11 protein-coding genes are annotated in these 12,316 nt (G+C 71.6%); 5 read left to right on the top strand and 6 right to left on the bottom strand.

Annotation, left to right across the window (positions count from 1 at the left end; translation table 11 throughout):
* Positions 1-46: 46 nt before the first annotated feature.
* Positions 47-2,458, top strand: coding sequence for a mechanosensitive ion channel domain-containing protein (locus H7965_RS22910; protein ID WP_186772902.1), 2,412 nt, complete (start codon positions 47-49; stop codon positions 2,456-2,458).
* A 47-nt stretch (positions 2,459-2,505) separates the two neighbouring features.
* Here H7965_RS22910 and H7965_RS22905 read toward each other — a convergent pair whose 3' ends face one another.
* Both H7965_RS22905 and H7965_RS22900 read right to left on the bottom strand, forming a co-directional pair.
* Complete coding sequence (locus H7965_RS22905; RefSeq protein WP_229682744.1) at positions 2,506-2,817, bottom strand: AzlD family protein; 312 nt, start codon at positions 2,815-2,817, stop codon at positions 2,506-2,508.
* The gene (locus H7965_RS22900; protein WP_229682743.1) at positions 2,814-3,548 is read right to left on the bottom strand and encodes an AzlC family ABC transporter permease; all 735 of its coding nucleotides are present in this window, start codon (positions 3,546-3,548) and stop codon (positions 2,814-2,816) included. Before H7965_RS22900 ends, H7965_RS22905 begins: the two co-directional genes overlap by 4 nt.
* A 123-nt stretch (positions 3,549-3,671) precedes the next feature.
* On the opposite strand from H7965_RS22900, the gene H7965_RS22895 reads away from it, so the two are divergent.
* The gene (locus H7965_RS22895; RefSeq protein WP_186772901.1) at positions 3,672-4,478 is read left to right on the top strand and encodes an SDR family NAD(P)-dependent oxidoreductase; all 807 of its coding nucleotides are present in this window, start codon (positions 3,672-3,674) and stop codon (positions 4,476-4,478) included.
* A gap of 115 nt (positions 4,479-4,593) precedes the next feature.
* Here H7965_RS22895 and acs read toward each other — a convergent pair whose 3' ends face one another.
* Together acs and H7965_RS22885 are read right to left on the bottom strand one after the other, a co-directional pair.
* Positions 4,594-6,528 (bottom strand): acetate--CoA ligase, encoded by a 1,935-nt coding sequence (gene acs, locus H7965_RS22890; protein WP_186772900.1) that lies wholly within the window; start codon positions 6,526-6,528, stop codon positions 4,594-4,596.
* Positions 6,529-6,632: 104 nt separating this feature from the next.
* Complete coding sequence (locus H7965_RS22885) at positions 6,633-7,097, bottom strand: GlcG/HbpS family heme-binding protein (RefSeq protein ID WP_186772899.1); 465 nt, start codon at positions 7,095-7,097, stop codon at positions 6,633-6,635.
* 107 nt (positions 7,098-7,204) lie between these two features.
* Here H7965_RS22885 and H7965_RS22880 point away from each other — a divergent pair, with 107 nt between their 5' ends.
* Complete coding sequence (locus H7965_RS22880) at positions 7,205-7,813, top strand: RecX family transcriptional regulator (protein WP_186772898.1); 609 nt, start codon at positions 7,205-7,207, stop codon at positions 7,811-7,813.
* Positions 7,814-7,955: 142 nt separating this feature from the next.
* On the opposite strand, the gene H7965_RS22875 is transcribed toward H7965_RS22880, so the two are convergent.
* Positions 7,956-9,482: an oligosaccharide flippase family protein gene (locus H7965_RS22875; protein WP_186772897.1), complete on the bottom strand. Its 1,527-nt coding sequence runs from the start codon at positions 9,480-9,482 to the stop codon at positions 7,956-7,958.
* Positions 9,483-9,601: 119 nt separating this feature from the next.
* On the opposite strand from H7965_RS22875, the gene H7965_RS22870 reads away from it, so the two are divergent.
* Positions 9,602-9,871: a hypothetical protein gene (locus H7965_RS22870; RefSeq protein WP_186772896.1), complete on the top strand. Its 270-nt coding sequence runs from the start codon at positions 9,602-9,604 to the stop codon at positions 9,869-9,871.
* A 3-nt stretch (positions 9,872-9,874) separates the two neighbouring features.
* Positions 9,875-10,474, top strand: a complete 600-nt coding sequence (locus tag H7965_RS22865) for an FkbM family methyltransferase (protein ID WP_186772922.1) — start codon at positions 9,875-9,877, stop codon at positions 10,472-10,474.
* 52 nt (positions 10,475-10,526) lie between these two features.
* Here the strand turns inward: H7965_RS22865 and asnB are convergent, their stop codons facing one another.
* Positions 10,527-12,203 (bottom strand): asparagine synthase (glutamine-hydrolyzing), encoded by a 1,677-nt coding sequence (asnB, locus tag H7965_RS22860; protein ID WP_229682742.1) that lies wholly within the window; start codon positions 12,201-12,203, stop codon positions 10,527-10,529.
* Between the last annotated feature and the right edge of the window lie 113 nt (positions 12,204-12,316).

Raw genomic sequence — 12,316 nt, 5'->3', positions numbered from 1 at the left:
ATCCAGCGCTTGACCCAGGCTGGCCGATCGGGTTGCTGCCGCGGCCATGAACCTGTTTCGCACGCTCCTTGCCCTTCTGCTCCTGGCCGGGACGATCCCGCTGCGAGAGGCCGCGGCGCAGCCGGCGCGCCCGGTCAGCGGCCTGAACGCCGAGGATATCAACCGCATCACCTCGCTGCTGCAGGACGAGGCGCGGCGGGCCGAATTCCTGCGCACGCTGGAAGCCCTTTCGGCCGCCAGCCGGGCCCAGGCCGGGACGGTCGGGGAGGGCACCGCGCCCTCGGCGCCCCGCCCCGCCCCACCGCCCGCCGGCGCCGCCGAGGGTACTGAGGCCACGCCACCCGCCGCTGCCCCGGCCACCACGCCACCTGCGACCGCACCCCCGGCCACCGCTCCAGCCGCCGCGCCCCCTGCCGCCGCCTCGGGCGCTCCCCCTGCCGCTGCCCCGCCGGCCGCCGAGCCCGATGCGCTGATCGCCCCCAACACCCTTGGCGCGCAGCTGCTGTCCGGCCTGTCCGGCCGCCTCTCGGCGCTGTCCGACTCGATGCTGACGGCGGCGCGCTCGATGGCCGATCTGCCGGCGGTGATGACCGCGCTGAGCAACCTGACGCGCGACCCGGTGGCCCGCACCCGGCTGGTCGATGCCGCCTGGAAGCTGCTGCTGCTGATCGGCCTCGGCCTGCTGGCCGAGGCGGTGATCGCCCGCGCGGTGCGGGCGCCGCGCCGCCGGCTGGACGCGCTGGCGCCGGCCCCGGACGCCAAATGGCGCCGGCTGCGCCAGCTGCCGCTGGTGGTCGGCCGGCTGCTGCTGGACCTGCTGCCGATCGCCGGCTTCGGCCTGGCGGTCTACGGGCTGTTCGGGCTGGTCCACCCGCTGCCGACGACCCAGCTCGTCGGGCTGCTGCTGGCGCATACCTACATGGCGGCGCGTGCCGCCTTCGTTGTCGCCCGGCTGCTCTTCGCCCCGGGCACCGAGCGGCTGCGGCTGCTCCCCTGCACCGACCAGACGGCGACCGCCTGCGTCCACTGGCTGCAGCGGCTGCTGCTGGTCGGCGTCGGCGGCTTCGCCCTGGCCGAGGCCGGGCTGCTGTTCGGCCTGCCCTGGGCGGCCTACGACGCCATCCTCAACCTGGCGCTGCTGCTGATGTCGCTGATGCTGGTGCGCATCGTGCTGCAGCAGCGAGAGACGGTGGCCGAGGTGCTGCGCGCCGCGCCACTGGAGCCTGGCGAGGAGCCCTCCGGCTCTCGCCTTGCACTGCGCGGGCTGCGCAACCAGCTCGCCGATATCTGGCACGTGCTGGCCATCCTCTGGCTGGCCGCGTCCTGGGTGGTCTGGGCGCTGGCGCTGGAGAACGGCTTCCAGCGGCTGCTGACCGGCACCTTGCTGACCCTCGTCATCATCGGCGTGGCCAAGGGCCTCGACGAGGGGATCGACCGGCTGATCGACAAGGTGCTCAACCCCTCCTCCGAAATGGCAAAGCGCTGGCCTGGAGTGCCGGCGCGGGTGGCGGGCTATGCGCCGGTGCTGCGGGCGGTGATCTCCACCCTGCTCGGCGCCGCGGCGCTGGTGCTGATGCTGGAGACCTGGGGGCTCAATAGCCTCGAATGGTTCGCCATCGGCACGCTCGGCCACCGGCTGGTGACCACGCTCTTCTCCATCGGCTGCACCCTGGTGCTGGGGCTGGTGGTGTGGGAGGCGGCGAACAGCGCCATCCAGCGGCGGCTGGTGCGGGTGGGGCGGGACAGCCAAGCGGCGCGCAGCGCCCGGGTGCGCACCCTGCTGCCGATGCTGCGCACCGTGATCGGCGTGTTCATCCTGGTGTTCGTGGTGCTGAACGCACTGTCGCAGCTCGGCATCAACGTGGCGCCGCTGCTGGCTGGTGCCGGCGTCGTCGGTCTGGCCATCGGCTTCGGCTCGCAGACCCTGGTGCGCGACGTCATCACCGGCGTCTTCCTGCTGCTGGAGGATGCGGTGGCGGTGGGCGATGTGGTGAACGTCGGCGGCAAGGGCGGCGTGGTGGAGCATCTGTCGATCCGCTCCATCAAGCTGCGCGACGGCGACGGCGCGATCCACATCGTGCCCTTCTCCGCCGTCACCACCGTCACCAACAGCACGCGCGACTTCGCCTTCGCCATGCTGGACATCCTGGTGGCCTACGAGACCGACACCGACCAGGCCGGCGCGGCGATCAAGGAGATCGTCAGCGAGATGCGCGGCGAGACGCGCTGGCAGACCGCGATCCGCGACGATTTCGACCTCTGGGGCGTCGACAGCCTCGGCCAGACCGGCGTGCAGATCCGCGGACGGGTGCGCACCGAGCCGACCCAGCGCTGGCCGGTGCAGCGCGAGATGATGCGGCGGATCAAGCAGCGCTTCGAGGCAATGGGCATCGAGATCGCGCACCAGCCGCTGTTGCCGCTGATGCGGCGGCAGGATCAGCAGCGGGCGGCGGAGTAGGGCCGTGGCGCCAGCGGCCGGGCCGGCGAGCGGCCACGGCCGCTGGCTCACATCCCGCCGGTGGCAGCCCGCAGCAGCCACAGCGTGGCGACGCCGGCGACGATCGACAGCGCCAGGGCGCGGAACCGCGCCTGCACCACCAGCGCCGCCGCCCCGGCCAGCCAGGCCGCCCAGCCGCCCTGCATCAGGGCGGGGGCGAGGAAGGCGCAGAAGATGGTCCCCGGCAGGTGCTGCAGCATGGCCTGGACGAAGGGCGGCGGCCGCACCACCCGCAGCACCGCATAGCCGCCGGCGCGGCAGAGGAAGGTTGCCAGCGCCATCCCGAGGATCGCCGCCAGCACATCCCAGCGCAGGCTCATCGGGCGGCCGGCCGGGACGCAGCCTGCAGCAGGTCGCGCGCCGCGCCGGCGGCGGCGCCGCCCAGCGCCCCGGCCAGCACCGGCCAGGGCGCACCGAGCCCGATGCCATGCACCAGCAGCGCCAGCACGGCCGCCACCAGCCAGGGCAGCAGATCCGACCGGCCGCGCCAGATCGGCACCAGGATCGACATCAGCGCCGCGACCGAGGCGAAGAACAGCGGATGCCCGGGCGGCAGCCGCAGTGCCGCGCCGAAGCTGTGGCCGATGGTGCACATGACCATCCAGTTGCACCACATGCATAGGCTGGCGCCGACCAGGAAGCCGGCATCGCGCCGCCCGGCCCGCATCTCGGCGACGGTCAGGGCGAAGGCGTTGTCGACCAGCACCGCCAGTGAGCCCCAGAGCCGGATGCCGTGCAGCCGGTCGAATACCGGCGCCAGCGCCACGCCCATCGGCGCCATGCGCAGGTTGATCACCAGGCAGGCGAGGCTGGCCGCCAGGATCGGCGCCGGGTCGGCCCAGAGCTCCAGCGCCACCAGCTGGCTGGTGCCGGCGAAGACCAGACCACTCATCAGCAGGATCTCCAGCAGCGACAGCCCCCTGGCATCCCCCGTCATGCCGACGACGAGGCCAAAGGGCATCAGCCCCAAAGTCAGGCCGAGCGCCGCCCTGGCGCCACGCCGCATGCCATCCGCGGTGAACCTGCCGCGCACCTCACCTGCCTGCTCCACGCCATCGCCTCCCGGACCGGCGGGTCATTACCAGCACAGGCCCGGCTTGACCCATGCAAAGCCAGCGCGTTTGGCTGCCGGCGCACGCGGGCCAGCCGGCCCGCATCATGGGGAGGGACCAGGATGCTCGATCTGACTGGCAAGGTCGCCTTCGTCACCGGCGCGGGTTCGGTGGGCGAGGGCTGGGGCAATGGCAAGGCCACGGCGGTGCTGATGGCGCGGCAGGGCGCCAGGGTCTATGGCCTCGACCGCAATGCGGAGGCGGTGGCGGAGACGGCGCGGCTGATCGCAGCGGAAGGCGGCACCTGCGCGACGCGCACCGTGGACATGACCATCGCCGCCGAGGTGGAGGCGGCTGTCGAGGATTGCCTCGCCCGCTTCGGGCGCATCGACATCCTGGTGAACAACGTTGGCGGCTCGGCGCCCGGCGATCCGGTGACGATGGCGGAGGAGGTGTGGGATGCGCAGATGGACCACAACCTCAAGACCGCCTTCCTCGGCTGCAAGTATGTGTTGCCGGTGATGGAGCGGCAGGGCTCCGGGGCGGTGGTAAACATCTCCTCCGTCGCCTGCATGAGCCACCAGGTGGATGGCAGGACCAACGTGGCCTATGCGGCGTCGAAGGCGGGGGTGCTGGCCTTTACCCGCAGCACGGCGATCGCCTTCGTCAAGAAGGGCATCCGGGTCAACACGGTGGTGCCGGGGACGATGCATACGCCGCTGGTCGAGCACCGGCTGGCCAAGCAGCTCGGCGCCAATGACGCGGCGGCGCTGGTGGCCAAGCGCCACGCCAGCGTGCCGATGGGGCGGATGGGCGATGCCTGGGACATCGCCAATGCGGTGGTGTTCCTGGCGAGCGATGAGGCGCGCTACATCACCGCGACGCAGCTGGTGGTGGATGGCGGGCTGACCGCGGCCCGGCCCGGCTGATGCTCCCCGCGACGCCGCTTCGCGGCGTCACGGGGGGCGGTTGGTCGCATGCGCGCCCCACGCTTTGGCACGGACTGCCGCGGCAAAGCCGCGGCAGGACCATCAGGGATGCGGGTCAGCCCACCCGGTTCGCCACCAGCTCCTCCACCACTGCCGGATCGGCCAGGGTGCTGGTGTCGCCCAGGCTGTCGGTCTCGTTCGCCGCGATCTTGCGCAGGATGCGGCGCATGATCTTGCCAGAGCGGGTCTTCGGCAGGCCGGGCGCCCATTGGATCGCATCCGGGGAGGCGATCGGGCCGATCTCCTTCCGCACCCAGGCGACCAGTTCCTTGCGCAGCGCCTCGGTCGGCTCCTCGCCGGTCTTCAGGGTGACGTAGCAGTAGATGCCCTGGCCCTTCAGCTCATGTGGCATGCCGACCACCGCCGCCTCGGCGACCTTGGGGTGCGCCACCAGCGCGCTCTCGATCTCGGCGGTGCCCATGCGGTGGCCGGAGACGTTGATGACGTCGTCCACGCGGCCGGTGATCCAGTAGTAGCCATCGGCGTCGCGGCGGGCGCCGTCGCCGGTGAAGTACATGCCCTTGAAGGTGGAGAAGTAGGTCTGCCCGAACCGCGCATGGTCGCCGTAGATGGTGCGCATCTGGCCCGGCCAGCTGTCCAGCAGCACCAGATTGCCCTCGGCCACGCCCTCCAGGATCTTCCCCTCGGCATCGACCAGCGCCGGTTTCACCCCTGGCAGCGGCAGGGTGGCGGAGCCGGGCTTCTGGGCGATGGCGCCGGGCAGCGGCGAGATCAGGATGCCGCCGGTCTCGGTCTGCCACCAGGTGTCGACGATCGGGCAGCGCTCGTCGCCGACCGTGCGGTAGTACCAGAGCCAGGCTTCCGGGTTGATCGGCTCGCCGACCGAACCCAGGATGCGCAGCGATTTGCGGTTCGCCTTCTTCACCGGCGCCTCGCCGTCGCGCATCAGGGCGCGAATGGCGGTCGGCGCGGTGTAGAAGATGTTCACCTGGTGCTTGTCCACCACCTCCCAGAAGCGGGAGACGGAGGGGTAGTTCGGCACGCCTTCGAACATCAGCGTGGTCGCGCCATTGGCCAGCGGGCCGTAGACGATATAGGTGTGGCCGGTGACCCAGCCGACATCGGCGGTGCACCAGTAGATCTCGCCCGGGCGGTAGTCGAACACCAGCTCATGGGTGTAGCTGGCCCAGACCATGTAGCCGCCGGTGGTGTGCAGCACGCCCTTTGGCTTGCCGGTGCTGCCGCTGGTGTAGAGGATGAACAGCGGATCCTCGGCACCCATCGGCTCGGGCGGGCATTCCGCCGGCTCGCCGGTGGTGATCGCCTCGTACCAATGGTCGCGGCCGGCCTGCATGGCGACTTGGCCGCCGGTGTTCTTCACCACGATGACGTGGCTGATGCTGGGGCAGGTCGCCAGCGCGTCGTCGGCATTGGCCTTCAGCGGCACGGTGCGGCCGCCACGGCGGCCCTCATCCGCGGTGATCAGCACGCTGCATGCGCTGTCCTGGATGCGCGAGGCCAGGCTGTCCGGAGAGAATCCGCCGAAGACGATGGAATGGATGGCGCCGACCCGGGCGCAGGCCAGCATGGCGACCGCGGCCTCGACGATCATCGGCAGGTAGATGCAGACCCGGTCGCCCTTCTTCACCCCCAGCTTGCGCAGCGCATTGGCGAGCCGGCAGACTTTGGCGTGCAGATCCTTGTAGGTGACGCGGGCGTCGCTGTTCGGGTTATCGCCCTCCCAGAGGATCGCCACTTGGTCGCCCTTCGTCGCCAGATGCCGGTCGAGGCAGGAGACCGAAGCGTTGAGCACGCCATCCTCATACCAGCGGATGGCAACGTCGCCGTTGAAATCGACGTTCTTGATCTTCGTCGGCGGGGTGATCCAGGCGATGCGGGAGGCTTCCTGCTTCCAGAAGCCCTCGGGGTCACGCGCCGCCGCCTCGGTCATCGCCCGGAAACGCTCGGCGTTGACTAGGGCGTGCGCGGCTATCTCCGGCTTCACGGCGATCAGGGCGTCGTTGGACATTCCGGGTCTCCCCCATTGAGCGGTTATCCTGGTCCCTGGCAGTTTGGCCTCGCCCCCCGCCGCGTCAATCGGCGGCACGGGGCGGCTTCCGGCAGGGTTGCGGCTCAGGCCGGGTCGCCGGTGTCCGGCTGCAGGCCGGCTGCCTCGATCCCGGCGATGGCGGCAACCTCATCCTGGGCCGAGACATCGCCGCTGATGCCGACCGCGCCGAGGATGACCCCCGCCGCATCCACCGCCAGCACCCCGCCCTGCACCGGCACGGCGCCCATGCCCTTCGCCGCGGCCAGGTCCGACAGGGCGTTCACGAAGCCCGGCATGGCCTGCGACCGCCGCGCCAACTCCCGCCCGCCGAGGCCGAGCGACAGGGCGCCAAAGGCCTTGCCCTGGGCGATTTCGAGCCGCAGCAGGGAACAGCCATCCTCCCGCTGCATCGCCTTCATCTGGCCGCCGGCGTCGAGCACAACCACCGTCAGCGGCAGCAGCTTCAGCGCACGCCCCTTTGCGAGGGCGGCAGTCGCGATGGTGTTCGCCTGGGCTAGCGTCAGGCCGTTGGTCGGGTAGCGGGCCATGTGAGTGTATTCTCCCTCGGGGCTTCGCTTGTGCCGCGTCCGGGCCATCGCTGCCAGCCCCCCCTTCACGCATGGGCCGGGCGGCGCGGCCGTGGCAGGATGGCGGGATGACAGCGCAGGCCGAACCCCCGGCAGCGGCGCGACGGCCCCCGCGGCCGGCCGGCGCCGCCCCCAGCGAAGCCCGGTTGCGGGAGGCGGCGCTGGCGCATCTGGCGCGCTTCGCCGCCACCGAGGCCGGGCTGCGCCGGGTGCTGCAGCGTCGGGTGGACCGCTGGGCGCGCCGGGCGGAGGCGGAGGGTGCCGATCCGGCCGCCATTGCCGCCGCCGCCGTCGAGGCGCGTGCCGCCGCGGCGCGGGTGGCGCAGCGGCTGGCCGGCGCCGGGGTGGTGGATGACGCCGCCTTCGCCGAGGCCCGGGCCCGGCGGCTGGCTCGCGGCGGGCGGTCCCGCCGTGCCATCGCGGCGCATCTGGCGGGCAAGGGCGTGGCGCGGGAGGTCGCGGCGGCGGCGCTGCCGGATGCGGCGGCGGAACTCGACGCCGCCCTGGCGCACTGCCGCCGGCGCCGCATCGGCCCTTTCGCCCGAGACGAGGTGCCGAGGGTGAAGGCGCTGGCCGCCCTGGCCCGCGCCGGTTTCAGTCGGGAGGTGGCGGAGGCGGCGCTGGACACCACCCCGGATGCGGCCGAGGCGCGGCTGCTGGCGCTTCGGCGGGGATAGCGGATCGCGGTGGGGCATGAACGCGCCGGAGCGTGAATTCGCGCGACAAACGACAGGCTACAGCGGATCGCCGGAATGGCGTCAAGGCGTACACGCTACGGAGGGCACCTGCACGGCGTGACGCCGGAGGCGCCGGCAGGAATCACTCCGCCGGGCCGGCGGGCACCGCCGCCGACCGTACCCGCCGCAGCCGTTGCGTCGCTTGGCCGATCACCCGCAGCAGGTCGCTCTCCGCCCCTGCCGGCCGGTTGCAGGCTAGCCAGAGCGCCGCCGCAATGGCGGCATAGACGACGACCCCACAGCCGACCCCGGCTGCCAGCGCGCGGATCGCCGCGGCGGCATCCGTCGGCACCGGCGCCCAGCCGAGTCCGGTGGCCCACAGCACCAGCGCCATGGCGGCGGAGGCGGCCGCGGGGCGCCAGCAGGGCAGCAGTACCGCGCCCGGTCTGACTCGCAGCATCCGGGTGGCGAAATATACCATCATCACAGCGTCCAGCAGGAAGCCAAGGCCCAGCGCGAGCGCCGCGCCGGGCAGCCCGAGCCAGGGGATGAACGCAGCCATGAGCCCCAGCCGGGCAAGCGCCGCGACCAGATAAACTCCGAACAGCAGCCGCATTCGCCCCTGCGCGGTCAGCAGCACCTGGCTGATGTTGCCGAACGGTAGCGCCACCCCGGCGATGCCCAGCACCGCCACCAGCGGCACCGCCTCGTTCCAGGCCGGGCCGACGGCGAGGAACACCACCGGTGCCGCCACCATGGCCACTCCGACCCCGGCCGGCAGCATCACCAGCGCGGTCAGCGCGATGATGCGGAAGAAGGCGTCGCGGGTCGCGGCATCGCCGCCCTCGCGCTGCGAGGCGGCCAGGCCGGGGAAGCTGGCCCGGCAGATCGGCCCAACGACCTCGGAAGCTGGCAGCGTCGCGATCTCGGAGCCGAGGCTGTAGACCCCGAGGGACCATGGCCCGAGCAGGCGGCCGACGAAGAAGCTGTCAGCGCGGTCCCGCACCACGCTAGCGACGCTGAGCGCCCAGATCCAGAAGGAGAAGCCGGCCAGTTCCCGCCATGCCACCAGCGACAGCCGTGGGCGGAAGGGGTGCATGAGGTAGCTCATTGTCACCGAACAGATGCTGCCGGTGACCATGCTGAGGACCAGCGCCCAATAACTTCGGAACACCAGGGCCGCGCCCAGCGAGGTGACGAAGGTGACCAGGCGCGGCAGGATCATCATTTGGAATTCGCGGCGGAACGCCAGGTCGCGATGGAAATCCACCACTCCGATATTGGTGAAGCCGCCGATTGCAGGCAGCAGCGCCAGGACCAACAGCACCGTCTCCAACCGCGGGTCGCCAAAGAAAACCGCCAGGGGGGCGGCGCCCAGGGCAAGCAGCGCCGCGATTGCCAGGCACCGAGCCATATTCAGGGTGAATGCGGTATCGTAGAGCTCGCGGGTCGGATTCGGGCTACGGATGATCTGTTGCTCGACGCCGGCGTTCGTGCATGCATCGAGCGTGCTGCGGCAGGCATAGGCCAGCGCCACCAAGCCGAAATCCGCGGGCGTCAGCAGTCGCGCCAACACCAGCGTGCTCACCAGCCCGAGCAGGCGGGTGGTCATCCGCCAAGCGACCACCCAACCCGCCCCGTGCGCCGTGCGTGCCAGCGTGCTGCTCATGTGATGTCCGCCCCCGCGTCTCAGCGCCGCCCGAGGCGGCAGACAATTGTTCCACGATAAATTATGTTGCCATGCAGTGGCGGCGCGACCTCAGGCCCGCCATATGGGAGCCGATGCTCATGCCGGAACTTCGCCGCCTGGTGCCAGCGCCGATCCGTGCCCTCCGCTGGCGCCTGCGTTGGATGGCCAGCACCGAAAGCTTCGCCCGCCGCCCGATCCGCACGACGCTCCGCGCCGCCCGCTTCACCCTGTCCGAGATGGTGGGCGGCGACATCACCTTCCGCACCCCGCAGGGGCTGGGTTTCGCCACGATGCGAAATAACTTCAGCTCTTTTGCGATATTTGTCGATGGCGCGCGCGACCCCGACATCTGGCGCTTCATCAGCTAGCGGCTGCGGCCTGGCAGCGTTTTCGTCGATGCCGGCGCGAATGTCGGCACCTACGCTATTCCCGCAGCGGCCCTGGTCGGCGAGGCCGGCCGAGTGGTGGCCTTCGAGGCCCATCCCTACACCTACGACTATCTGACGCGAGGGCTGGCGATGAACGCCATGCCGCAGGTCACCGCCCTCAACCAAGCGCTTGGCGCGGCGCCGGGGCAGATCGCCATGCATTTCGATCAGGCTAATCCCGGCGAGACCCATGTCGCCCGCGCCGGCGCGCCGGACAGAAAGGATGTGGCGGTGCCGCTCACGACACTCGACATCGCCCTGCCGGCGCTTGGCATCACCGTGGTGGACTATCTGAAGATCGACGTTGAAGGCTTCGAACTTCCGGTGCTTGAGGGGGCCCGGGCGACGATCGCGGCCAGCCCCGACATCGCTATCCAGACCGAACTCGTCGAGCGCCACGCCTCGCGCTACCGCTACCGGCTGGAGGACATCGTCGCGCTGCTGCGCGGCCTTGGGCTGGCGCCATATGGTGTCGACGGCGACGGCAGGGCCATTCCGCTGCCGGGCGCCCCAGCCGGCGATGTGATCTGGATGCGCCCCTGACGGTAGCAACCGGCCAGGCCACTCAGCTGGGTGCGGGATCAGCCGTGCCATCTCAGGCCCGCACCAGATTGGGTGTCGTGGCGGCGGCGATCGCGGCGCCGCCGGTGCCGGCCAGGAAGCCCTCGAACACCAGCAGCTGCCACAGCGCCTGGGCGTGGTCGAACTGGCCGGAGGCGTGCTCATCGGCCAGCCGGGCAAGGCCGGTGGGGTCGAACAAGCCGCTGTCGAGCATCGGCGCGCCGAGCAGCCGTGCCCGTACCTCCGCCGCCTGCACCCGGAACTGGCCGCCGATGGTCGCCGCGAAGCCACGCTTCGCGCCCCACAGCAGCGCTGGCGGCAGCAGCGGCGCCAGCGCCTCCCGCAGCACATGCTTGCCGGTGTTGCGCCGCAGCTTGAGCCGCGCCGGCAGCGCCATGCCCCAGCCGACCAGCGCGGGGTCGAGAAGCGGCGGCCGCACTTCCAGCGACACCGCCATGGCGGTGCGGTCGGTCTTCACCAGGATGTCGCCCGGCAGGTAGCTGTGCAGGTCGGCGTATTGCGCCTGCAGCAGCCCGTCCTCCGGGTCGCACTCGGCCATCAGCGCGGCGATCCGTGCCGCCGGATCGTGCCCGGCCACGGCGCCGCGCTGCGCCACGGAGAACAGCCCATGCCGGCAATCCTCGTGCAGCTTGCAGAGGGTACGGTAATAGCCGAGCGCGGCGTCGAGGCTGAGCTCGGTCAGGGTGTGCTTCGCCCGCAGCCAGCGCGGCGCACGGTCGAGCTTGGGATAGATCCGTGCCAGACTGCCGAGCACCCGGCTGCGCGCCCCGGCGGGGATGTAGCTCCGCACCGCCTCGGCCATCGCATGAAACCGGTAGCGGCGGTAGCCGGCGAAAACCTCGTCGCCGCCGTCGCCCGAGAGCGCCACGGTGACGTGCCGGCGGGCGAGGGCGCAGACCGCCAGGGTCGGCACCGCCGAATGGTCGCCGAAGGGTTCGCCGAAGATGCGGGCCTGATCGCGGGCGGCGGTGAGATAGTCGGCAGTGCCGGCCTCGGCATGGTGGGCGGTGCCGAAGCGCGCCGCGGTCTCAGCCGCCTGGGCGCGCTCATCCGCCGCGCCGGCGAAGCCGATGGTGAAGGTGGCGAGCGGGCCGCCGACGCCCTCCGCATTGGCACGGGCGGCGAAGGCGACGACGGCGCTGGAGTCGACGCCGCCGGAGAGGAAGGCGCCGAGCGGCACATCGGCCATCAGCTGGGCGCGCACCGCCGCATCCAGCCTTGCGGCCAGCTCCCGCGGCGCATCGGCGGGAGCGGCGGCAGTGCGGGTCGGCGCCTGCCAGTAGCGGCGCGGCGCCGGCAGGCCGGCGGTGCCGCGGCGCAGCAGCAGCGCATGCGCCGCCGGCAGCCGGCGGATGCCCTGCCAGATGGTGTGCGGGTCGGGGACGTAGCCGAAGGCCAGGTAGTCATCCACAGCCACCGGGTCGATCCGCCGCGGCAGCTCCGGCAGCGCCAGCAGCGCGCCGATCTCGGAGCCGAAGGCCAGTGTCCCGTCCGGCAGCAGCGCATAGTGCAGCGGCTTCTCGCCCAGCCGGTCGCGGGCCAGCAGCAACTCGCCCCGGCCACGGTCCCAGAGGGCGAAGGCGAACATGCCGGAGAGCCGCTCCAGCACCCCGGTCCCCCATTGCAGCCAGCCGTGCAGGATGGATTCGGTGTCTGAGCGGGTACGGAAGCGGTGGTGACCTGCCCCCACTTGGGGATCCACGGGTTATGAGAGACTTGACCCATGTTCTGGCTTGGCCGTCTGGCCCTGCCGGAGCGGAGCGTAGGCGGGGCCAGACGGCCAGGGCAACACCGCTTCCGGTG

This window comes from Siccirubricoccus deserti, assembly GCF_014283215.1.
In the GTDB taxonomy this organism is placed as follows: Bacteria; Pseudomonadota; Alphaproteobacteria; order Acetobacterales; family Acetobacteraceae; genus Siccirubricoccus; species Siccirubricoccus deserti.
The sequence above is the reverse complement of the archived record's forward strand: the minus strand, read 5'-3'. Positions and strand labels throughout refer to the sequence as shown.